The sequence below is a fragment of the Thermosporothrix sp. COM3 genome (assembly GCF_059696735.1).
In genome coordinates this window covers 1,834,944-1,857,889 of sequence record NZ_AP019376.1, presented here as the reverse complement: position 1 = coordinate 1,857,889, position 22,946 = coordinate 1,834,944, and the positions used below count along the sequence as shown (strand labels likewise).

The 22,946-nt window shown below is 54.1% G+C and carries 17 protein-coding genes and 1 pseudogene; 11 read left to right on the top strand and 7 right to left on the bottom strand.

Annotation, left to right across the window (positions count from 1 at the left end; translation table 11 throughout):
• Positions 1-109: 109 nt before the first annotated feature.
• Positions 110-1,765, top strand: a complete 1,656-nt coding sequence (locus tag KTH_RS08155) for an FAD-binding dehydrogenase (RefSeq protein ID WP_497623203.1) — start codon at positions 110-112, stop codon at positions 1,763-1,765.
• 68 nt (positions 1,766-1,833) lie between these two features.
• Here KTH_RS08155 and nhaA read toward each other — a convergent pair whose 3' ends face one another.
• Entirely contained in the window at positions 1,834-3,213 is a 1,380-nt protein-coding gene (nhaA, locus tag KTH_RS08150; RefSeq protein ID WP_497617737.1) for a Na+/H+ antiporter NhaA, read from the bottom strand.
• Between the two features lie 214 nt (positions 3,214-3,427).
• Entirely contained in the window at positions 3,428-4,108 is a 681-nt protein-coding gene (locus tag KTH_RS08145; RefSeq protein WP_497617736.1) for a TetR/AcrR family transcriptional regulator, read from the bottom strand.
• A gap of 126 nt (positions 4,109-4,234) precedes the next feature.
• On the opposite strand from KTH_RS08145, the gene KTH_RS08140 reads away from it, so the two are divergent.
• The 5 genes from KTH_RS08140 (at position 4,235) to KTH_RS08120 (ending at position 6,457) form a co-directional block, all read left to right on the top strand.
• On the top strand, positions 4,235-4,393 hold the full coding sequence (locus KTH_RS08140; protein ID WP_170142686.1) for a nuclear transport factor 2 family protein: 159 nt from the start codon (positions 4,235-4,237) through the stop codon (positions 4,391-4,393).
• A gap of 13 nt (positions 4,394-4,406) precedes the next feature.
• The gene (locus KTH_RS08135) at positions 4,407-4,604 is read left to right on the top strand and encodes a nuclear transport factor 2 family protein (protein WP_497617734.1); all 198 of its coding nucleotides are present in this window, start codon (positions 4,407-4,409) and stop codon (positions 4,602-4,604) included.
• An 18-nt stretch (positions 4,605-4,622) separates the two neighbouring features.
• Entirely contained in the window at positions 4,623-4,985 is a 363-nt protein-coding gene (locus KTH_RS08130; RefSeq protein ID WP_497617732.1) for a cupin domain-containing protein, read from the top strand.
• 125 nt (positions 4,986-5,110) lie between these two features.
• Entirely contained in the window at positions 5,111-5,536 is a 426-nt protein-coding gene (locus KTH_RS08125) for a nitroreductase family deazaflavin-dependent oxidoreductase (RefSeq protein ID WP_497617731.1), read from the top strand.
• Between the two features lie 147 nt (positions 5,537-5,683).
• On the top strand, positions 5,684-6,457 hold the full coding sequence (locus KTH_RS08120; RefSeq protein WP_497617729.1) for a class I SAM-dependent methyltransferase: 774 nt from the start codon (positions 5,684-5,686) through the stop codon (positions 6,455-6,457).
• Positions 6,458-6,555: 98 nt separating this feature from the next.
• Here the strand turns inward: KTH_RS08120 and KTH_RS08115 are convergent, their stop codons facing one another.
• The 4 genes and pseudogenes from KTH_RS08115 to KTH_RS08100 form a co-directional block, all read right to left on the bottom strand.
• On the bottom strand, positions 6,556-8,013 hold the full coding sequence (locus KTH_RS08115; protein ID WP_497617727.1) for an MDR family MFS transporter: 1,458 nt from the start codon (positions 8,011-8,013) through the stop codon (positions 6,556-6,558).
• Positions 8,014-8,426: 413 nt separating this feature from the next.
• Positions 8,427-9,624 (bottom strand): annotated as a pseudogene (locus KTH_RS08110) (RNA-guided endonuclease InsQ/TnpB family protein).
• 165 nt (positions 9,625-9,789) lie between these two features.
• On the bottom strand, positions 9,790-10,269 hold the full coding sequence (locus KTH_RS08105) for a MarR family winged helix-turn-helix transcriptional regulator (protein WP_497617724.1): 480 nt from the start codon (positions 10,267-10,269) through the stop codon (positions 9,790-9,792).
• 475 nt (positions 10,270-10,744) lie between these two features.
• A complete protein-coding gene (locus tag KTH_RS08100; RefSeq protein WP_497617722.1) occupies positions 10,745-11,407 on the bottom strand; it encodes a lytic polysaccharide monooxygenase auxiliary activity family 9 protein in 663 nt (220 codons plus the stop codon).
• Between the two features lie 433 nt (positions 11,408-11,840).
• Here KTH_RS08100 and KTH_RS08095 point away from each other — a divergent pair, with 433 nt between their 5' ends.
• The 5 genes from KTH_RS08095 to KTH_RS08075 all read left to right on the top strand — a co-directional run bounded on the left by KTH_RS08095 (position 11,841) and on the right by KTH_RS08075 (position 21,966).
• Positions 11,841-12,053, top strand: a complete 213-nt coding sequence (locus tag KTH_RS08095; RefSeq protein WP_497617719.1) for a hypothetical protein — start codon at positions 11,841-11,843, stop codon at positions 12,051-12,053.
• A 153-nt stretch (positions 12,054-12,206) separates the two neighbouring features.
• Positions 12,207-14,354 (top strand): catalase, encoded by a 2,148-nt coding sequence (locus KTH_RS08090; protein WP_497617717.1) that lies wholly within the window; start codon positions 12,207-12,209, stop codon positions 14,352-14,354.
• 541 nt (positions 14,355-14,895) lie between these two features.
• Positions 14,896-16,968, top strand: coding sequence for a GxGYxYP domain-containing protein (locus tag KTH_RS08085; RefSeq protein ID WP_497617715.1), 2,073 nt, complete (start codon positions 14,896-14,898; stop codon positions 16,966-16,968).
• A 414-nt stretch (positions 16,969-17,382) separates the two neighbouring features.
• Positions 17,383-19,437 (top strand): GxGYxYP domain-containing protein, encoded by a 2,055-nt coding sequence (locus tag KTH_RS08080; protein ID WP_497617712.1) that lies wholly within the window; start codon positions 17,383-17,385, stop codon positions 19,435-19,437.
• Between the two features lie 450 nt (positions 19,438-19,887).
• Positions 19,888-21,966 carry a GxGYxYP domain-containing protein gene (locus KTH_RS08075; protein ID WP_111323820.1) on the top strand — a complete coding sequence of 693 codons (2,079 nt, stop codon included), beginning with the start codon at positions 19,888-19,890 and terminating at the stop codon, positions 21,964-21,966.
• Between the two features lie 55 nt (positions 21,967-22,021).
• Here KTH_RS08075 and KTH_RS08070 read toward each other — a convergent pair whose 3' ends face one another.
• Positions 22,022-22,939 carry a carbohydrate ABC transporter permease gene (locus KTH_RS08070; RefSeq protein WP_170142682.1) on the bottom strand — a complete coding sequence of 306 codons (918 nt, stop codon included), beginning with the start codon at positions 22,937-22,939 and terminating at the stop codon, positions 22,022-22,024.
• Positions 22,940-22,946 lie beyond the last annotated feature (7 nt).

Genomic DNA, 22,946 nt, shown 5'->3' with positions numbered 1-22,946 from the left:
CGCTTGACAGAGGCCTGCTGCACGTTTTAGAGTACATCACAGAATATCTCGCATGAGATGCATAAAGATGAAACTATTTCTTGACATCGGGGCGAAAGGAGAGCAGCAGATGCAGGGCGAAGCAGACGTTATAATTGTTGGCGCAGGCCTGGCGGGTCTGGTGGCCGCTACCGAGCTTATCGCCGCAGGGCGGCGGGTCATCATCGTTGAACAGGAACCTGAATGCTCGCTTGGCGGGCAGGCGTTCTGGTCTTTCGGTGGCCTATTTTTCGTCGACTCGCCAGAGCAGCGCCGTCTGGGTATTCGCGACTCATACGAACTGGCCTGGCAGGACTGGCAAGGGACTGCCGGTTTCGACAGGGAAGAGGATTATTGGCCGCGTCAATGGGCACAAGCGTATGTTGCCTTTGCAGCAGGAGAGAAATATTCCTGGCTGCATACGCGCGGAATTCGTGTTTTTCCCATTGTGCAGTGGGCCGAACGCGGCGGCTACCTTGCAACCGGGCATGGGAACTCGGTTCCACGCTTTCACGTCACCTGGGGAACCGGCCCGGGCGTGCTGGAGCCGTTTGTCTGGCGCGTACGCGAGGGAGAGAAGCAAGGTCGTGTGTCATTGCGCTTTCGACATCGTGTTACCGCGCTGCGCCTCAATGGCGGCGTCGTTGAGGGCGTTGAGGGCGATATCCTGGAACCGAGCAATATTGAACGTGGCATGCCCAGTTCGCGCACCGTCACAGGCACCTTCAGCCTGAAAGCGCAGGCTGTCATCGTCACATCGGGAGGTATCGGCGCGAACCACGAACTGGTGCGCCGCAACTGGCCTCAGCGCCTGGGGCCAGCGCCGCGAAAGCTCCTCTCAGGCGTGCCCGATCACGTTGATGGTCGTATGCTGGAGGTGGTCGCGGCAAACGGCGGCCATATCATCAACCCTGACCGCATGTGGCACTACCCCGAAGGCATTCACAACTATGCGCCGATCTGGAGCCTGCACGCCATTCGTATTCTCAGCGGCCCGTCTCCATTGTGGTTGGACGCTCGCGGGAAACGGCTACCGGTGCCGCTTTTCCCCGGATTCGACACGCTGGGAGCGCTGCAACATATCACCACTTCGGGCTATGAACATTCCTGGTTCCTGCTCAACCAGCGCATCATTGAGCGTGAGTTTGCACTGTCCGGCTCCGAACAGAACCCCGATTTGACCGGACGCAGCCTTGCGAAAACGCTGAGCCGCGTGTTGCCGGGCGCTCCCGGGCCCATCGAAGCATTCAAGCAGAAGGGTGTCGATTTCCTCGTTGAGCGCAAGCTATCCGATCTGGTGCGCGCCATGAACCAACTGACCGGCGAAGAGCTCATCGACGCTGCCGAACTGGAACGAGAGGTTGTCGCCCGCGACCGCGAGATCCTGAATCCCTTCAGTAAGGACGCCCAGGTGACTGCTATTCGTGGCGCACGGGCGTTCCTGGGAGATCGGATCGTCCGCGTCGCCAGGCCGCACCGCCTGCTTGACCCCTCCGCCGGGCCATTGATCGCAGTCCGCCTCTCAATCCTGACACGCAAAACGCTCGGTGGTATCAAAACAGACCTCTCCGGGCGTGTGTTGAAAGCAGACGATCAAGCAATCCCGGGCCTCTATGCTGCGGGCGAAGTAACCGGCTTTGGCGGCGGTGGCATGCATGGCTATCGGGCACTGGAAGGAACCTTTCTGGGCGGTTGTATTTTCTCAGGACGCACGGCAGGCCGATCCGCAGCACAGGCAATCAGCTAGAACATGTATCATAAACGCAGAAAGAGCAACCGGCATGGCTGCTCTTTCCCTTTTACTATCGATGCATTTCAATTTTTCTGATTTGAAAGCGACCGCGCAACGCTCTCCCGGGAACCTGTTGCCAGTAACAGATAACCGCCAGCCCCGGCCAGGAGCAGTGCCAGCAGGATACCGATCTTCGCCATATTCAGCAATTCGGGATACGCGGGCAAGAACGCCAGATCAGCAATAAACATTGACATGGTGAAGCCGATCCCGCCTAGCCAGCCCACACCATAGATATGCCGCCAGCGTACCCCTTCGGGCAGCTCAGCCAGCTTGAGACGCACCGCGAGCCATGAGAACAGCGTAATACCAACCTGTTTCCCGGCGACAAGCCCCAGAAAAACGCCCAGGCTCAATGGACTGGCAAGGGAGGCCAGAGCGCTCCAATCAAGCGGGACGCCCGCGTTTGCCAGTACAAATAGTGGGATGATGAGAAACGAAACCGGCACATGTAATGCCTGCTCGATTCGTTGCAATGGAGCTTGAATCGCCTCGGCTCTCATCTCTAACGCCCGCACAGAGGCCTGCTGCTGATCGTCCATCACCAGACCGAGGCCCGGCGCGTTGCTTTCCTCAAATGAGTCGAGCATTTCACGACTCTGTCGCACAAAAGTTTCACTGTCAATCCGCGAACGTACAGGAATAGTAAAAGCCAGCAGCACGCCCGCAATCGTCGCATGCACCCCCGAAGCCAGCATAGTGACCCAGAGCAGCACGCCAAGCCCGGCATATACCAGCGGATGACGCACGCCAAGCGCGTTACAGGCCAACAAAAGAACCATACAACCACCGGCAAGCGCCAGCGCTATCAGGTCGATTCCTTTCGAGTAGAACAGAGCAATCATCAAAACAGCAATCAGGTCATCCACAATGGCAAGCGCCGCCAGAAACACCTTGAGGTTCAGCGGAATGCGCGGCCCGAGCAGCGCCAGCACTCCTAATGCGAACGCGATATCGGTCGCCATTGGGACGCCCCAGCCCGACGCTGCCTCCGTGTTCCAGTTGAACGCCAGGTAGATCAGAGCCGGAAACAGCACACCGCCAAACGCTGCCATCATGGGCAGGAGTGCCTGTCGTAAGCGAGAAAGCTCACCAACGAGGATCTCGCGTTTGATCTCAAGCCCGACCAGCAGGAAAAATATCGCCATTAACCCGTCATTGATCCAGGTATGGAGCGAGAGGTCAAGCTGTAGACCGGTAAACCCGACTACAAAATGCCGTTCCCAGAGATCATGATAACTCTGCGCCCAGGGAGAGTTTGCCCAGATCAGCGCAAATATGGTGCAGAATAATAGCAATATGCCGCTACTACTTTTCGCATGAACAAACACCTGAAATGGTCGCAAGAGGAGAGCAGCGACCGAGAGGTTTTTTGGACGTGCCACGAGTTCCTTCTGTTGCATGCCTGTACATCATCCTTTCTTCTCAACAACCTATCCACACCGACGCTCGCCAGCATGCAACGCAAAAAGAGCGCCGGTGGCCGACCAGGCTTCCCGGCACTCCTTGACTCTTTTCTTGAGCAAAAAGCCCAATTTCTTGAGCATATTTTGAGGTATCTCTATGTAGTGTACCGTATCGGGCACCCATCTGGCAAGGGGAAGGTGCTGAAAACGCTTATTCCCCTGCATCACAACATGGCTTCCCAGCGGGCTCGCCTTCGCTGACGGCATCCTCTGCCATGTCCGGAAGCTGTAAAGCGGCATGTGTGAGCTTTTGAACAAGAGGCACCACATCCTGAATTCGCTTCTCAGGCCCGGCCAGCAGATCAAACGTCTCGAAACTGGTCAGGGTAAACAGCAGATCCACAATCTCATCAAGCGGCTTACCAGGCGGAAGCAGCCTGCTATCAGCAAGACGCTGGGTCAATACCTGAACCCCTTTGCGTCGCCACCCATCTCTTGTACGTATCACCTGCTCAAAATCAGGATTCAAAGCGGCCAGCGCTCGCAAACGCCGCATCACCAGCCGATCCTCATCCCAGAAGCGTCCAAACAGTTGGATATACATCTGAAGTGCCTTGAGCGGCCGAGGCTGCTGAAATATGGTTGCCATGTGCTCCATCCCGCCACTTGCCGCCAGCGAATCACATAACACTTCAAGAAGTCCAATTTTCGAGCCGAACTGATGATAAACGGTCATTCGGGCAACATCGGCCTCTTTCGCCACCATTTCAATAGAAAAGCTGGAAAAGCCGTCGGAGGCCATCAGCAACGAGCGAGCAGCCGCAAGAATTCGGGCGCGGGTCTGCTCGGTGCTTGCCTGGCGTTGTCCGAGGCGATAGGGACGAGGACTCATAAAGAGCTTGACACCTCCGCATAATTTATTGTATAGTCAGTACATCTAAAATTTCATTAGACAGTCTGCCTATATAATAGGCCGCCCACCGGGGAATGTAAAGCGGTCGGAAGAAAGGTATCCAGCATGCAACAGGAAATTCAAGATCTCGTGCAGCACTATGGTGAGGCAGAACAGAAGGGGGATGTTGCAGCGCTTCAGCAGCTTCTCGCCGACGATTTCATGTGCGTTGGCCCTCTCGGCTTCCAGCTTACAAAGGCGCAAACGCTGGCCCGGTTTACGTGACCTACGCCACGAGATGGTCAGGCTTCAAGATCCCTACATCCGTCTGTACGGAGATACGGCGATCGTTCTGGTGCGCGAAGAGCTGAAAGGCGCATCTCAAGGGAACCCGATTCAGGGTCAGTACCGTGTTACGATGGTCTTTGTTCGTCAGCAAGGGCGCTGGCTGCTCGCAAGCATGCAATTCAGTCCTATTGCCGGAGCACACCCATAGACAAGAAAGGTCATAGCGATGCAGACACGTATAGCTATTCAGGATCTCCCCAAAAATGGGAGCAGCTACCTGTTTCTAGGAAGCGAGCACGGAAATGCACCCGTCTCGTTTTTCCTCTCATACACACTTCCCGGTCATGGTCCCGGCCTCCATATGCACCCCTACGCCGAAACATTTATCGTTCAGAAGGGGCAGGTCACTTTCTATCTTGAAGATCAGGCAATAGAGGTAGAGGGCGGAACTATTCTCGTTGTACCGCCCAACACGCCGCATCGCTTCATCAACTCAGGCGACGAACCATTGCAACAGATCAGCATTCACCCGGTCAGCGAAATGATAACACACTGGCTTGAGGAGCCGAACCAGCCCACCAATGCATAACGGCTCTTGAGAGCGCTGGCCGTCTGCTGGACAGCGCTCTCATACAGACAGCCATGCCGCCTGTCTCGCAGATCGCCCTTCTTTCGTTGTACAAGAGAGAGATCGTTCAAGCGAAAGGTGACGAAATGCGAAAATCTTTTTTCAGTGTGCTCAATGCCGTCATTCTCTTCCTATACCGCATCACGGGCGGCCGGATCGGCATGTTCGGCAAGCATAGCGGACTTCTTCTACTCACAACCATCGGGCGCAGATCGGGCAAAAAGCGCACACTGCCCTTGCGGTACATTCGCGAAGATCAGACATACATACTCGTGGCCTCCTACGGCGGTTCACCCCATCATCCCGCCTGGTACCTTAATCTCAAACATCATCCAGATGTTATCGTTACTATAGGTGCGAACACGCAGAACATGCGGGCGGAGATAGCCAGCCCCGAACAGCGTCAGCAGCTCTGGCCGCTGGTACTGGAACGCGCTCCACTCTACGGCAAATACCAGCAACGCACAACACGCGAGATTCCGCTTGTGCTATTATATCCAGTAGAGAAGTAGACAAAAAAGACCTTTAACAACACCCGATGTATACTCCTTTTTCGCAGTATCTCCGACCCAAACACAAGAGATAACGCCAAAAAGCGCACAAAAAAGAGTGCCAGATACACAAAAGGATGACATCCCAGGCAAGTAAGGAGACAAGAAATGTCCCACAAAGAGACCATTCGCCAGGCATTTACCAGGCAAGCAAACGCCTATGCCGCCAACCCGTTCATCACGAATGAGGAGTCGCTGCGCCGTCTGGTCGAGACTGTGCATCCCGCTCCCCAGGCACATGTACTCGATGTTGCCACCGGTCCCGGTTCTATCGCGATGGCATTTGCAGAGGCCGGATGCGACGTGATTGGTATCGATCTGACCGACGCTCCCCTTGCTATCGCCGAGCTGAAGCGCAAAGAGCGCGGGCTAGAACGGCTTCGCTTTCAGGTTGGAGATGCGGAGCAGCTTCCATTTGAAGATCAGCGCTTTGATATTGTCGTATCGCGCTTCGCCCTTCATCACGTTGAAACTCCCCGGCGAATGCTTGCCGAGATGACGCGCGTCTGTCGCCCGAATGGCTCCGTTGTCATCAACGATCTGATAACAAGTGAGCATCCAGCCCGTGCCGAGTATCAAAACCGTTTCGAGCGGCTCCGTGATCCCTCGCACACGCAGGCACTATCGATCAGCGCACTACTTGCCCTCTTTACGGCCTGTGGATTAGAAATAGAACATATCTCGACTGAAACTCGCCCACAACAGCTTGAAAGCTGGCTCCGCAATGCTCACACGCCTGAGCAGCAAGCCGTCGAGGTTCGCGAAATGCTACAACGGGACAGCGAACAGGATCTCAGCGGAACACGACCATATGTACAGGATGGCCAGCTCTATTTCTCACATCGCATTGCACTGTGCATCGGGCGCAAACTCGCTCATTGATGCAGATATACAAAAAAGGGATACCGCATACGTGATACGGTATCCCTTTCACACTTCTTTTTTGCTCCGAGAAGAGGCTTATAACCGCACTTCTCCCTTTAGATGCTCGCTTCAGTACTCAATGTTGCCTCGACCTGCTCTCTCGGCTGCTTCTTTCGCATTGTTGCCTCGGCCTCCTTGTCGCTCACACGGAAGGCGAAGAAGAGGGCGAACAGCGCAATAATTGCAGAACCGATAAAGGCAGCATGATACGCATTCAGATTCGGAACTGTTGTGCCCGAAGCCGTCACCGTCGTCGGCCCAACAGCCGTAATCACCGTACTGAGCACCGCAACACCAAGCGCGGAACCAACCTGACGCACTGTATTATAGAGAGCCGATGCATGCCCGGTCTCACTCGCCGTCACGTTCGCAAATGCCGCCGTCTGAGTCGAGATGAAGATGTGTGCCATGCAGTAACCGAGCAGGAACATCAAGAGGCGCATAATCCACAGATCGGTTGTCTGGCCCATCACGACCAGCAACGCCATCACAATCGCTGCGCTCACGATACCACCAATCATCAGGCGTCGCGGCCCGATAACCGGATAGATGCGGGAAGCGATCTGAGTGCCCACAATCACGCCCAGGGCCTCAGTACAGGTTGTCAGGCCAGAGGTCAGGGCGTCAACCTGCCGTCCCTCCTGCAAGAAGAGCGGCGCGACATACAGTACGCCCATAAAAGCGGCTCCGGTCAGCACCGTCACCAGATTGCTGTTGCGGAACAGGCCATTCGTCATCAAGCGCAGGTTCAGCATTGGAGCCCTTATCCGAAGTTCCACAAATATAAATACAGCAATCAAAACCAGACCAGCAACCAGGCCGCCGAGAATAGTCGGAGAGAGCCAACCGTACTTGGGACCCTCGCTCATTGCATACATACCAAGCGCCAGACCAATACCGGCAAGGAAGAAGCCGGGAATGTCGAAGCGCTCCGCAGTACGCTCATCGAAGCCGCGCAGGAAGAGCAACGCAAACACCAGCGCCGCAATACCGATCGGAATATTGACGTAAAAAACCCAGTGCCACGAGAACTGATTCACCAGGAAACCACCAAGCACGGGACCGGTCGCAGGCGCAAGCACGGTAGGAATATTCAGGATGCGCGAGACCTGAACGCGCTCTGCGGGCGGGAAGGTGCGAATCAACATCGCATTACCAACCGGAGTCATAGCCCCACCAGCGATACCCTGTAAAACACGAAAAGCAACAAGAAGACCAAAATTATTCGCCAAACCACATAGCGCCGATGCCACCGTAAACATGCCAAGCGCACATAAAAAGACGCGACGCGTTCCAAAACGATCACCCAACCAGCCCGAAGCCGGAATAATCACGGCCAGACTTACCAGATATGAAACAACAATCGCGTCAACCGTCGTCCCTGGCATAGAAAACTGATGCCCGATTGCGGGCAGTGCCGTGTTCACAATCGTCCCGTCCATGATACTCATGAACATGGCAGCGACAAACACAACACTGACGCTCACCTTCTGACTTAACTTCCTCTGAAACATACTCGCTCCTGAGACAATTCGAGATAAAACCACACTCTGTACAGCACATTCCTAAAAACAGGTAAGAAACACCACACCACACCCGCTGAAAGCTGTACTCATAACCCCCTGGTGTCCCCATATTTCTTCTACCGTACCCGACATACAAGTAGCACATCACCCGAACCAACCACAAAAAAGATGTAACAGCATGGCACACTTTATAGGGTACACTATAAACAACGACAAAATCCAGGGTATAAAAACAGACAAAAACAAAGAACAGCAACCTTGCTGCTCCAGATCATTTCAGTATTGAAAATGGTGATTTCAAGAGTAACGACATGTGCAGACAATGAAGGAAGGAGTTTGCTCCATTGCTCTCGTAACTACATATTGACACTCCCCAGGCCAGAAGGGCGGGGATTCTTCCTTCATCCAGCCTGCTTGCGCGGCGCCGCAGTGCGACGACGCGTAGCGGCAGGCTGTCCAGAAGCGTTCGACGAGACACCCTCGTCGGTTCCCGTCTGCCCGACGGTACCCTGTAGCGCTTTGTGCAAGATATTCAAGGCGGCATTGTGATCGCGGTCGAGGAGCAGCCCACAGCCAGGACACAGATGCGTACGCATACTCAACGTCTTCTTGACCCGCTGCCCACAACGAGAACAGTTCTGAGTCGTAAAGGCCGGTTCCACCCCGATCACCGGAACACGATGCAGCGTGCCATAGTATCTCACCCACCAGAGGAAGCGCCCCCACGCCGCATCAGCGATACTCTTGGCCAGATAGCGGTTCTTGACGAGATGGCGGATCTGCAAGGCTTCGTAGGCAAAGAGGATCGTGAGACGAGACAAGCGCGTTCGCCTGCTTTCTGGCGAAGTCCTCGCGCTGCCGTTGCACCTTGAGAGACGCTTTGCTGAGGGCTTGACGGGCTTTCTTGCGATTGGCGGAGCGCTTCTGCGTCTTCGAGAGTCGACGATGCAGCCGCTTGAGCTGCCGTTCCGCTTTGCGGAGATACTGAGGAGGAGCCACGGTGTTGCCTTCGGAGTCAGTGAAGAAGGCACGCAGCCCCAGATCAATGCCTACCTGCTTGCCAGAGGGCTGATGCTCAACGCGTCGGGTGGCCGCCACCGCAAATTGGCAAGAATACCCATCAGCCCGCCGGAGCAGCCGTACCCGCTTGATCTGTGAGAGGGGAAAGGTCATGATATCGCGCGAGCCGATGAGGCGCAGCCGGCCAATGCCACAGCCATCTGTGAAGCGAATATGAATGCCATCGGCCTCCAGTTTCCAGCCCGTGGTCTTGTACTCGACACTGCGACAATCACGCTGGAACTGAGGATAGCCCTTCTTGCCGGGTATCTTGAGGCGACAGTGCTCGTAGAAACGGGAGATGGCAGCCCACGCTCGGTCAGCGGCAGCTTGCCGGGCCTGCGAGTTGAGGGAGAGTGCAAAAGGGAACTGTCTGGCCAGCACAGCGCAATACCGCTGCAGGTCATTCCTGGAGACGCCGCGTGCATCCATCCAGAGGCGCAGGCACTTGTTGCGAATGAACTGGGTGGTGCGGATAGCTTCCTCGATGGTGGCGAATTGTGCTTTCGACCCATCCAGCTTGTATTCGTAGATCAGCATCCCTTGCTCCTTGTTCGTCCTCACTGTCTTCGCGTATCCTAACACAATGATTGTCTTCTGTCAAGCGAAAGGGAACGTTCTGCTGCTGCTGGCTTCCTGCGCCATCCATCCCCTTGGCTGAAGCCAGGGGCCTTCTGCCGCTTTTTGGTAAGTATCATTGCGCAACTATACAGCCGTTCCCTGCTTCCCTGCACTCTCTACGGTAATATCTTGCTGTATCCTCTGCGAAAATTTCTGAAGCAGAGAGGCAAATTGCAGCAGTTCTTCAGCAGTGAAATCCTGCAAATCATTGACAAAAGAGCTCTTGCGAAGCCGCTCCAGCTCATTCACGCAGACGCGTCCCTCCGCTGTCAGAGAGACAAGCACGACACGTCTATCATGTATATCAGGCACACGGCTCACCAGTCCAACTTTTACGAGGCGATCAACCAGACCTGTAAGAGATGCACAGGATTGACCGACCCGATGACTCAGAGTATTCATCGAACATCCCTCAGGAAACCCGATCAGCGCTTCTATCACCTTAGCTTGAGGAACAGTGAGTCCCGTCTGCTCAACAAGAGAGCGGTTTCGCTGGTTGACGCACTGTATGTGCTCATGGAGCACCTGTTCAAAATGGGCTACTAGCTGTTCTCGTGACTGCATCGCTTATTCTTCCGGTTCTTCTTCCCTTAATGGGAGCACTTTTACCACCATTTCCAATTACTCAACACCTTCAATATTTTATGTTGTTAAATATCAACAGTCAATATTTTTTACTACGACAAAAGATCCACTTCTTGCCAGGGAAAAATAGCCAGAATAACCATAGCAGCCTCATTTTTCTCTCTTTTCTACACAATCGGCAGGCAATTTCGCATATACAGAGCCTTGCATGACGAATTTTCGCTCGAAACAAAAAATTGCCCGTTTTCGATGTCCCCATTTTGCCAGAACATCGTATATATGTATGACACGCGAAAACGCTGTGTCCGATGAAACGGTTACGGGCATGGAGGAGGTAACAGGAGCGCATCCTGTTCCTCTTCCGGCCCAAATGCTTGTGGAAGGGGAAGGAAGCGCTCCTATGAACGGATGGTTACCTACACTCATCTTCTGGTTGCAGGCAACCTGGATACTCCTAGAACGACACGTCCGAGCAGGTGTAGAACGCTTCGGGGCTATCCGAGCGCTGCCAGATGGAATAGATCAGGTGATGGCCGCTCTTGCCTGCTGGAACTGTGCCAGTCATCTGGTATGCACCGTTGACGATGGGAGGGTTGGTGGCTGTCAGGAAGGGGCCTTCCAGATCCGACCATTTCAACGGCTGTGTGGGATCATAGCCATTTCTCGTAATATACAGCGAAAACGTTCCTCGGTGCGCTGCTGTCACTCGATACTGGAACGTGTACTGCGCTCCCGATTGCAGCCGAGTCGTGTACCAGTCCGTGCGTGGCGTATCAAACGCCCCATATTTCGGATTATTGGCGCTACACAGCTTGCCATCAGGGATCAGCTCACGATGCCGACCGTTGGCATTGAGGATATGCACCTCGTTCCAGTCATAAAGCGGCTGCGTGCCTCCAACCGAGACAGCGTATTTGCAGGCCGCCGATTGCGGATGCTCGGGGCCTTCCAGATAGCAGGCATACACCCGACTGATCGGGGCAGACATCGAGCCATGTGCTTGTGCACCCTGCGAGGGGACAAGCAGAACAGCACACAACGGTACAAGCAGGACGATAAGGGCGAGTGCCAGCAACTTCCATGTTTTTCTCGCCGAAGACAAGCCCATTTCTCGCATGGTAGAAACGCTCCTTTCACGTTCAGTGCCACGTCAACACGTGGCCGTACTTCCCTGTACAACACCATTGATACGGGCATAGAGACGATATCATCTACTGTCGGGATGTCAACAAGATGTATAGGCCAGTTGCGCCGTGCAGTGCTTCAACACCAAATCCTGGAAAGCATACAGCATTCTGACAACCCAGAAGCAAGCGAGCTGGACACACCTCGTCATCCCGAAGCGCTCTTCTCTTTCATTATGTACCATAGAGTACAACCAAAAGTCAACAGAGCGACAACCGTTTCAAAACCTCCTCGTACCCTTTTCTTGCCCTCTTCCCACTCCTGTAGCTCATACAAGGCGCGAAGCACTGGCATTGTAACGGCTCTCTCCCTTCGTCCGTGCTCTGGTAAGAGGAGATACATACAATAACACAGGAGAGAATGTCATGAAACTTGAAATTTTTGTCACTGCTACTACTCCTGTCACTTCTATCGCTCATGATTTCCCTGCGGGCGATCATGATAAGCTGCTCAGCGCAGATGAGAAGAACGGCGTCGTCACATTCCAGATAGGCGGGGATGTGCTTCCAGATTATCAGGTTTTCTGGATCGAGCAACAAAAAAGCCTGGGGAAGATCGAGCGCGTGGAGACGGCTTGAATTCCATTCCTTGAGTTCGCTGGAACATCGCGAGTTCGGGAGACGTGATAGAGTCAGGATCACCGAGGAAAAGTGCACTTCAGGCATGTCTTTCCTCTTTTATGGATAATCTGATCTGGCTAGAATGAACTTTGCTAGAAAGGGAGCTTTTCCGTGAGCGACCAATTCAAGTACAACGAGAACAGTAAAGCTCAAAACCTGGACACCTTTCGCGAGCACCCCGAAGAGCAGTATCTGACAACCAATCAAGGGGTCCGCATTCCTCATACAGATGACTCGCTGAAAGCTGGTGAGCGCGGTCCAACCCTGATGGAGGACTTCCATTTCCGCGAGAAACTGATGCACTTCGATCATGAGCGCATTCCAGAGCGCGTAGTGCATGCTCGCGGTGCCGGCGCCTATGGCTACTTCCAGGTATATGAGCCAATGACCAAATACACGAAGGCCAGCTTCCTGCAAGATCCAGGCGAGCAAACACCGGTCTTCGTGCGCTTCTCAACCGTGGTCGGCTCGCGTGGTTCCGCCGATACTGTACGCGATGTGCGCGGCTTTGCCACCAAATTCTACACGAAGGACGGCGTGTTCGATCTCGTTGGAAATAACTTTCCGGTCTTCTTCATCCAGGACGCCATCAAATTTCCAGATATGGTACATGCGGTGAAGCCAGAACCGGATAGCGAGATGCCACAGGCCGCTACAGCCCATGCCACAGCCTGGGACTTCTTCTCGCTCATGCCCGAGGCCACTCACATGACCATGTGGCTGCTCTCAGATCGCGCCATCCCGCGCAGCTTCCGCATGATGGAGGGCTTCGGCGTTCACACGTTCCGCTTCGTCAACGAGCAAGGGAAAGCGCATTTCGTCAAATTCCATTGGAAACCAGTACTCGGCGCCCATTCGCTGGTCTGGGATGAAGCGCAAAAAATGGCCGGTCAGGACCCCGATTGGCTCCGTCGCGACCTCTGGGAAGCGATCGAGATGGGCGACTATCCCGAATATGAGCTCGGCGTGCAGATCTTTGAGGAAAGCGAAGAGTTTTCGTTCGCCTTCGATGTGCTGGACCCGACAAAGATTATCCCGGAAGAGGTCATTCCAGTGCAGCGCATCGGGAAAATGACGCTGAACCGCAACCCGGAAAACTTCTTTGCCGAAACAGAGCAGGTAGCGTTCCATCCCGGTCACGTCGTTCCGGGCATCGATTTCACCAATGACCCTCTGCTTCAGGGCCGGTTGTTCTCCTATCTCGATACCCAGTTGATCCGTCTGGGTGGGCCGAACTTTGCCGAGATCCCGGTTAATCGCCCACTGGCACCGGTTCATAATAACCAGCGCGATGGCTACATGCGCCAGACGATCAATACAGGCAAAACCAGCTACTTCCCGAACTCCCTGGGTGGCGGCTGTCCGATGCTGGCCCCAGAATCAACGCATGGCTATGTCCACTATGCCGAAAAAGTTGAGGGCCAGAAGATTCGGAGTCGCAGTGAGAGCTTCATGGACTACTTCAGTCAGGCTACCCTTTTCTGGAAGAGCCTCACGCCTCCTGAGCAGGAACATCTGGTAGAGGCCGCTCACTTTGAGCTGGGGAAGGTTCCTTCAAAAGAGGTTCGCGAACGCATGGTCGGGCTCTATGAGCACGTGGATCACGATCTCGCAGTCCGTATCGCAGAGGGTATCGGCGTGAACATCCCGACGAATAACCCGCGCCCCGGCGTTCAGCCTCCTTCCGGTAAGCGCACGGTAGAGCAGTCACCTGCCTTGAGCCTTGAAAATCAGAAGAATGATTCGATCAAAAGTAGACGCGTGGCCATCCTTGCCGCCGATGGGGTGAACGACTCCACAATTCAGCAGCTCAAAAAGACGCTGGAAAGCAAGGGAGCACATGTCTTTGTGATCGCTAACGCGCTTGGCACAATCAAAGGTTCATCAGGGCAGGAAATTCCGGTCGATGTCAATGCACCAACAACCAGTTCTATCATGTTCGATGCCGTCTTTGTGCCCGATGGCCGCGAGAATCTCTCACGACTACAAAAGCAGGGCAAGGCACGTCACTTCGTCGCCGAAGCATACAAGCATGGGAAGGCAATCGCCGCTATTGGAGATGGTATTGACCTCCTCAAACATGCCAACATTCCCAACCTGACGCTCAGCGATCCGACGTCAAACGGGGGGGTCGTTGATGCGGCTGGCGTTGTCACTGCTCAGAATGTGGCAGACCTGAATGTGCTGTCTGACCACTTCGCGCAGGCAATCGCCCAACATCGCCATTGGGACCGCCAGACCGAACTGGTTCCGGCATAGTCCTGAGAGACAGGGGTACCGACTTTTCGCGTACCCCTGTCCTTGCACGTCTTCTGATCTATTGTATCATCTATAACACCTTTTATTACCTCTTGATCCATTTTTCTCCTTCCTTTTTCTTACCAGCATTTCCCTCTGCTTCCGCACATCCATACAAATAAAAATATGATAAATATGCATAGCATTATGTTAAGAAAACTTCATGCAAAAAATCAATTTTTATGGTATTCTCTACGATAGAACTTACTCTTCATTTTAAGAATAGAAATTGTACTCTTGCAGCTTTCAGAAAAATGCGCCTGAGCAGGCGCCCGCACATTTCCAGCAACAACAGCGCGTTTCTCACTGCTTCAACGTCTGTCAGAAAGGGGGGCTGACATTGTTTCCACCATGAGGCGTATAGCCTCTTCGCCGTGAAATGGCACGTAAGCATTCATCAGAACGGGCACAGGCTGCCCACAAAGCCCAGATATCAAGTGGAGTGGTGGTTATGAAGGGTTATATCGGATATCTTGTAGCGCCGCGTGTAGGAGGGAACCATATGACACATGCTGTATGGAAACAGCGCAGGTTACGCCTCTTTATCGTCTCTCTATTCACCATTTGCCTATTGGCGGGATTTATGCAACCAGAGTCTACATTTGCAGCAACAACATCACAACATGCAAACACAAAAGGCATAAGCTGGCCCGAAAACCAGGAACTTCCCACATTTGCGCAACCAAACCATCTGGACGTTATCGACCTGGAACATGAGACAGGTGAGATGAGCATGCTCCTTGCCACGCTGCAAGGCATTGTCAATCGCGAACGACCCAGAATCTACCTGATTGAACATATGGTGGATGACGGAAAATATACCTGGCTTCAGGAAACTGGCGTCCCCTACAAGATGTATCAAGATCCCTGGCAACTCATCAACAAATACAAGAATGAACTCAAGGGGATCATTATTTACGATCCGAATGTTCCCGATACCATCAATGCCGCGACCACGCTCGCAGGGCTACGCACAGGCATCGTTGCTCATCCTGATCTGGTCGCCAAACTGACCACGCCTCCGCTGAAGCTCCCCATCCTCGAGGACCTGCGAGGCCGCTTCACAGGCAAGCTAGACGTGATCAACTGGCAGATGACAAACCTGTGGCCTCAAACCACACATCGCATGCTTATCGGGCTCGATCCAATGACCGGCATCATGGTCCCCGAGGACAACTGGAAGGACTTTCAGGTGATCGCCGAGGAAACCCGCGAGATTATGGACAGCTCGAACCGCAAAGTCTACGACCTCGACGTGTCCAAATTCCTGGGCAACGAGGCCGTTTATCTGCGCTTTGAGGACGCCTTCCAGATCGGCGGGTGGGGCGCTGCCGTCCATCAGGTGACGGTCAAGGCCGATGGCAAGGTGATCGCGCAATTCATCCCCTGCACCGACGCCGAAGAGCAGTATGTGTTTGATCATGGCCGCTCAGCCTGCAAATATGATCCGAAAAATCAGCATCGCTTCGCTGATGGGAAACGCTACTTTGTCTATCGCTTCGCGCCGCCTGCCGGAACCAAGCAACTGATCGTTTCGGTTGACATGTGGAATCAGTACAAAGTGTCGGCGTCCAGTGTACGGCCTCGCGTCACCTCTGATACCCGCGTGCCCTATGGCTACCTGCGCGACTATGCGGTTGCAAACAAGGCTATGGTCTTCTGGCTCTCGTCCAAGCTCAGCGATGAAGCACAACTGCTCGACGAAATTGCCTCCAAAGTCGAGCCTGAAACGCCGTATCTCGGTTGGTTCGATAGCGAGGCCGATGGCGTCCGCATTATGTCGAACCATAGCGTCTACGTGATTGCTGCCGACTGGTTCTCTAACCTCACCGTGCACTCAGGCATTCAGCGCCCCATTCAGGCTCCCAAAGTGCCTGCCGCTCCGCCGCTGGAAAACAAAATCTATGTCACCTTTGTAATGAGCGAGGGCGACAACTTCCAGTATAACGAGCACCACATGCGCATGCTCTGGAATGATCCCAATCGCGGCAAGGTGCCTATCACATGGTCCACATCGCCGCTTCTCATGGAGGGCTCGCCGCTCATCCTGAACTACTACCAGCGCACTGCCACACCAAACGACGTGCTGGTTACCGGGCCTTCAGGCATGGGCTACTTCTATCCCTCCCAATGGCCGCGCGAAGAGCTTGCGACCTACTTCGAGCACTCGAAGCAGTACCTGAAAAAGACTGGCCTTGATACGGTCTATACGCTGGATGTGCAGCAGGATATTTCGCCCTTTGTTGCGCAAACCTATAACCAGAGTATGGGCATTCAGGGACTCTTCTTTAATGCCTCCTCGCAGGGCAAGACAAGCGTCATCGAAGGGCTTCCAGTCTCGGTACAGATTCGCGATACAACCAGAGAAAAGATTCTGGAACGGATCAAGCAGAATGCGGCGAACTGGGATGGCAAATCGCCCCTGTTCCTCTCGGTCCAGCTTGTGGCCTGGGATAGCACCCCGTCCGACGTGGTCTATTTCACACAACAGCTCGGCTCGAATTTCGTGACGGTTCGCGGAGATCATTTCTTCCAGCTTTTCCGTCAAGCAAACGGCCTACCTCCGACCCGATAACACGGTAGAAGGCGTCTACAGGCTCTCTCCGGGAGTCTGCGGGCGCCTTTTTTCTTGCCTCCTGATCTGCATGTTCGTTCAATGTCCATATATGTATAGACAAAGAGCGGCCACATATGTCTAGCATTCACCTGTACAAAGTACCGAATTATATGGTAATATGTCACGGAGAGCATGTTCTTTCACGCCAAAAGAAATATGTGCTCTTACAACCTTTGCAGAAGTTCACACCCGATGGAAGCGCAATGGACGCGCTTTCAGCACATGGTTGTTCTGCAAAGCCTTTTGTCAGAAAAAGGGCTGACCCGCTCCGATAACAAGGTGCATGTTTCGCCTCTTTTTCCATGTTATGCTGGATCAGGACAGACGTTCTTATCCAGGCCTTTTGCAGTGACGCACATCAGGAGGGACCCAATGACACAAACCACCTGGAAGCGGCCCGGCGTAATAAGCCTTCTTATCGCCTCCCTGCTTACTCTCTGCACGCTCGTCAGCTTCCTGGAACCTCAATCCGCGTCCGCAGCGACAGCAAAGCCTCAAGGTATAAGCTGGCCCGAAGGACAGGCACTTCCTACGTTCGCTCAAGCAACCCACCTGGACGCGATTGACATGGGCAAGCAATCCTACGAAATGGATCTGACACTCTCCACGCTCGAAGGCAATGTCAACCGGACCAAACCCCGACTCTACCTGCTTGAGGACAATTCAGATGAGGGAAAATACACCTGGCTCAAGCACTCTGGTATCCCCTATACGCTGTACAATGACGCCTGGTATCTCATCAAAAAGTATAAGAGCGAGATCAAGGGCATCATTATTTATGATCCAACAGTTCCCGATACCATCAATGCTGCAACCACGCTGGCAGGTATCAAAACAGGGATCGTCGTTCACCCTGATATGGTCGCAAAACTAACCACCTCACCGTATACACTCCCTATTCTTGAGGATCTACGCGGGAAGTTTAAGACCAAATTGGATGTCATCAACTGGCAGATCGCGAACCTGTGGCCCCAGGCTTCACACCGCATGCTGGTTGGCCTCAGCCCCACACTCGGCGTTGGCGTTCCCGAAGACAACTGGAAAGACTTCCAGGTTGTCGCGCAAGAGACTCGCGAGATTATGGATAGCTCGAACCGCAAAGTCTACGACATCGATCTGTCCAACTTCCTGGGCAACGAGGCCGTCTACGTGCGCCTTCAGGACTCTTTCCCTCAGGGTGGATGGGGGCCCGCGGTCCATCAGGTGACAGTGAAGGCAGATGGCCAGGTGATCGCGCAATTCACGCCTTGTAGCGATGAGGAAGCACAATACGTCTTCGATCACGATAGCTCTTCATGCCTGTATGACCCGAATAACCAGCATCGCTTTGCTGATGCAACAAGCTATTTCGTCTATCGCTTTGCGCCGCCTGCTGGTACGAAACAGCTCGTTGTCTCATTCGACATGTGGAACGAGTTCAAGGTTTCGGCGACCGGCATCAAGCCACAGCAGACCTCTGACGTCGGGCGGCCTTATGGTGCTTTGCGCGATTATGCCGTCGCAAACCGCGCTATGGTCTTCTGGCTCTCGACCGTGAATCCCACCGAGTCGCGCCTGTTCGAGCAGCTTGCCTCGCAGGTTCAGCCCGAAACACCTTACCTCGGCTGGTTCGATATCGAGCCTGCCGGTGTGCATATGCTATCAAAACATGGCGTCTATGTGGTCGCAGCAGATGTGTTCACCAATCTCACCGTACATTCAGGCACGCGACGCTCGATGCAGCCTCCCGCCGTGCCAGCCACGCCGAAGCTGGAGAACAAGATCTATGTCTCGTATGTGATGAGCGACGGCGACAATCTCCAGTATAACGAGCGCTACATGTATAAGCTCTGGAACAACCCAGATCGAGGCAAGGTGCCCATTAGCTGGACGATCTCACCCCTGCTCCGTGACGCCTCGCCGCTCATTCTGGACTACTACCAGCGCACGGCCACCGCGAACGACGTCTTGATTTCCGGACCCTCGGGCATGGGCTATTTCTATCCAACCGAGTGGCCGCAGGACGAGCTTCCCACCTACTTTGAGCACACAAAGCAATACCTTCGGCAAACCGGCCTGACCACGATTGCGGTGCTCGATAGCGGCAATGTCAACACGCGCGTCGCCCAGGCGTATAAGAAGAATATGGGCGTGAACGGTGCCTTCTACATGTATGACACCAAAAGCACGACAAGCGTTGTCGAAGGGCTCCCCGTTTCGGTGCAGATCCACGATCTCACCCGAGATCGAATCCTGGCCGATATCCAGCAAGCAGCCGCGAACTGGGATGGCACGTCTCCACTGTTCATCTCGGTGCAGTTGATCGCCTGGGAAACGACCCCCTCTGATGTGGTCTACCTCACACAGCAGCTTGGCTCGAAATTCGTGCCGGTTCGCGGTGACCACTTCTTCCAGCTCGTGCGCCAGGCAAACGGCTTACCCAAATAGCCTGCTGAAATCGAAGTAGACTCGCTCGTGCACAGGCGTCTACCGGCTCTCGATTGAGGGCAGGTAGATGCCTCGCACACACGCTCAGCAAGCATGGACCAATGTCGGCTCAATATCTCTATATGTCTATACAATAATCCCCTTTCACAGTGAACATTCCATAAAACAACTGTACAAAACGTTCCTTTCTATGGTATTATTTCCCTTAGAGCTTGCCCTTTCATTCCTGTACTCTTGCACCTTCCAGGAGAGCTTATGCATGGTAAAATCCCTTTGCAGGGCCCATTCGACGGTATCTACTTTTCTCTATCATTTGATGAATACCTACCAGCAAGGAGGTCTTCAGCTATATCAACCATGCAGGCGCACGAGCTGCCTCTTTATGGCGGAGCGCAAGAACGCGCTATCGATCTGATCTCTTTTGCAGTGATGCACATCAGGAGGGACCCAATGGTACACACTGTCTGGAAGCGGCCAAAGGTAAGCCTCTGTATCGTCTCCCTGCTTACCCTCTGCACGCTGATGAGCATAATACATACACCAACTGCATTTGCTTCCCCTGCAGCACCAGATGCCAACCAGAAAGGAATCAGTTGGCCCGCTGGTCAACAACTCCCGACGTTCGCCCGGCCAGGGCACCTGGATGTGATCGATATGGGCGAGCAATCAGCCGAGATGCAATTGACACTTGCCACACTCGAAGGCAACATCAACCGGGAGCGACCGCGCATCTATCTGATCGAACACAACGCGCGTGAGGGAGCAACCACATGGCTGGAAAAGTCGAAACTCCCCCTTACTACGTACACCGATCCCTGGAAACTGATCAGCAAATATACGCATGAGATCAGAGGTATCATTATTTATGACCCCGATACTCCCGATACCATCAACGCCGCCACTACGCTCGCAGGTATCAAAACGGGTATTGTCGTTCACCCTGATATGGTCGCAAAATTGACCGCCGCACCGTACAAACTCCCCATCCTTGAGGATCTACGCGGGCGCTTCAAAACCCGGCTTGAGGTCGTCAACTGGGAGATCGCAAACCTCTGGCCACAAGCGAACCATCGCCTGCTCTTTGGTCTGGCCCCGACGGCAGCCAGCTCGATTCCAGAGGACAACTGGAAGCATTTCCAGGTCGTTGCCGAGGAAACCAACGAGATCACAAACGGCTCAAATCATAAGGTGTATGACATCGATCTGTCCAACTTCCTGGGCAACGAATCGATTTACGTTCGCCTGCAAGACTCCTTCCCACAGGGCGGTTGGGGCCCTTCGGTGCACGAAGTCACGGTCAAAGCAGATGGTCAGGTGATCGCCCATTTCATCCCCTGTAGCGACGACGAGGAACAGTACGTCTTCGATCACGATAGCTCCTCTTGCTCGTATGGCCCGACCGATCAGCATCGCTTCGCGGACGGGACAAGCTACTTCGTCTATCGCTTCACGCCGCCTGCCGATACCAGACAGCTTACCATCTCGCTTGACATGTGGAACGAGTATAAGATCTCGGCGACCGGCATCAAGCCCGAACACACCTCCGATATCGGGAAACCGTTTGGCAATCTACGCGATTATGTCGTCGCGAACCGTGCTATGGTCTTCTGGCTCTCAGCCAACCGGCCGAGCGAAGCCAGGCTTTTCGAGCAGATCGCCTCGCAGGTCCAGCCCGGAACGCCATATCTCGGTTGGTTCGATAGCGAGCCCGACGGCGTGCGCATGCTCTCGCGGCACGGCATCTACACCCTGGCAGCCGATTGGTTCACCAATCTCACCGTGCATTCTGGCATCCCTCGCGCGAACCAGCCACCCGCCACGCCTGCCACACCAAACCTGGAAAACAAGATCTACCTCACCTATGTTGCGAGCGATGGCGATAATCTCCAGTATAACGAGCATCACATGTACGAGCTCTGGAATGATCCCAATCGCGGTAAGGTGCCTCTCAACTGGACCATTTCGCCCCTGCTCCGTGACGCCTCGCCACTCATCCTGAACTACTACCAGACGACGGCAACCCCGAATGATCAGTTGATCGCTGGCCCGTCGGGCATGGGCTACTTTAACCCGTCCGAGTGGCCGAAGAGCAATCTTGCTGTCTATTTCGAGCACTCGCGGCGCTACCTGAAGGAACTGGGCATCACCACCGTTGATGTGCTGGACACGCAATATAGCCCCTCCGATGCGATCGCCCGGGCCTACAAAGACTACATGAACCCGCCTGGTGTCTTCTACAACTACGACAGTCACGGCAAAACCAGCACCGTCGCCGGCCTTCCTGTCTCCCTGCGCGTGCACGAGGTCAACGTAGATCGCACCATTGAAGCGATCAAGCAGGATTCGGCGAACTGGGACGGCACGTCGCCGCTATTCATCTCGGTGCAGCTCTCCGCCTGGGATACCATCCCCGCCAGAGACGCACTGAAAATTACGCAGGCACTTGGCGCAAACTATGTTGCGGTTCGTGGCGACCACTTCTTTCAGCTCTATCGACAGGCGAACGGCCTGCCGCAATACCACCCGTAACAGCATGCAAGGCGTCTACCGGCTCTCCATCGAGGGCCAGTAGATGCCTCCCTCATCAGCCTTTCAATCCCATTCCCTGTACACCTTCTTTAAAGTAGCGCTGCAAGAACAGGAACAACAGAACAATCGGAATCGTCGTCAGTGTCGCCAGGGTGAACGCCAGCGGATAGTTCAACATATGGCTATGCTCATCGGAAACCATCGTCATCGCGCGCTGCACGCCAACGGAGATGGTCCAGAGATCAGCGTTTCCGCCAACCGTCGCAAGCGGCCAGATATAGTCATTCCAGATATGCATACTCTGAAAAATGACCAGCACGGTCAACGCGGGCTTGAGCATTGGCAGATAAACATGCCAGAGCACTTGAAGCGTGTTCGCGCCATCGACCCGCGCTGCATCCTCATAGTCAGAGGGAATCGAATAGAACGTCTGACGCAACAGGAAGATATAGTAAGCGTTCACCAGATTGGGCAACAGCAACGCAGGCCAATCGTTAATAAAGCCATGCCCACCCTGCCCAACAATATCATTCCCGCCCGCCAGAGGCCAGCGCGCAAGCAACAGATACTGTGGCAACATATAAACGATCGAGGGAACGATCATCGAGGCCAGCAGTACCACAAACATCGCCTCGCGCCCCCGCCACTGAAGCCGCGAGAAGATATAGCCTCCCAGAACCGCCACAACACCTGGCACCAGAATATACCAGACGATTCGCACCAGCGTATTGAAAATCCAGACAAGCAGATTGCCCGTTTGCAGCGCCACAAACGCCTGCACATAATTTCCCAGGTAGAGCGAATCGGGAATCGGAAACCAACCGCTGTGCAAAAACGCCTGCTGTGTACAGAACGAGGCGACAAGCTGATAGACCAGTGGAAACGCCATAAAGATACTGCCTGCAATCAGCACAAGCTGAGCAAGCGTCTGGCCCCAGATTTTCCGCGGCGATAGCTGCTGAACAGCCTTCATCCTTTCC

Bases quoted from the DNA above. Each gene is read 5' to 3' on its own strand.
- KTH_RS08155 (WP_497623203.1), top strand. From the start codon at position 110: ATGCAGGGCGAAGCAGACGTTATAATTGTTGGCGCAGGCCTGGCGGGT.
- nhaA (WP_497617737.1), bottom strand. From the start codon at position 3,213: ATGCAACAGAAGGAACTCGTGGCACGTCCAAAAAACCTCTCGGTCGCT.
- KTH_RS08145 (WP_497617736.1), bottom strand. From the start codon at position 4,108: ATGAGTCCTCGTCCCTATCGCCTCGGACAACGCCAGGCAAGCACCGAG.
- KTH_RS08140 (WP_170142686.1), top strand. From the start codon at position 4,235: ATGCAACAGGAAATTCAAGATCTCGTGCAGCACTATGGTGAGGCAGAA.
- KTH_RS08135 (WP_497617734.1), top strand. From the start codon at position 4,407: ATGGTCAGGCTTCAAGATCCCTACATCCGTCTGTACGGAGATACGGCG.
- KTH_RS08130 (WP_497617732.1), top strand. From the start codon at position 4,623: ATGCAGACACGTATAGCTATTCAGGATCTCCCCAAAAATGGGAGCAGC.
- KTH_RS08125 (WP_497617731.1), top strand. From the start codon at position 5,111: ATGCGAAAATCTTTTTTCAGTGTGCTCAATGCCGTCATTCTCTTCCTA.
- KTH_RS08120 (WP_497617729.1), top strand. From the start codon at position 5,684: ATGTCCCACAAAGAGACCATTCGCCAGGCATTTACCAGGCAAGCAAAC.
- KTH_RS08115 (WP_497617727.1), bottom strand. From the start codon at position 8,013: ATGTTTCAGAGGAAGTTAAGTCAGAAGGTGAGCGTCAGTGTTGTGTTT.
- KTH_RS08105 (WP_497617724.1), bottom strand. From the start codon at position 10,269: ATGCAGTCACGAGAACAGCTAGTAGCCCATTTTGAACAGGTGCTCCAT.
- KTH_RS08100 (WP_497617722.1), bottom strand. From the start codon at position 11,407: ATGCGAGAAATGGGCTTGTCTTCGGCGAGAAAAACATGGAAGTTGCTG.
- KTH_RS08095 (WP_497617719.1), top strand. From the start codon at position 11,841: ATGAAACTTGAAATTTTTGTCACTGCTACTACTCCTGTCACTTCTATC.
- KTH_RS08085 (WP_497617715.1), top strand. From the start codon at position 14,896: ATGACACATGCTGTATGGAAACAGCGCAGGTTACGCCTCTTTATCGTC.
- KTH_RS08080 (WP_497617712.1), top strand. From the start codon at position 17,383: ATGACACAAACCACCTGGAAGCGGCCCGGCGTAATAAGCCTTCTTATC.
- KTH_RS08075 (WP_111323820.1), top strand. From the start codon at position 19,888: ATGGTACACACTGTCTGGAAGCGGCCAAAGGTAAGCCTCTGTATCGTC.
- KTH_RS08070 (WP_170142682.1), bottom strand. From the start codon at position 22,939: ATGAAGGCTGTTCAGCAGCTATCGCCGCGGAAAATCTGGGGCCAGACG.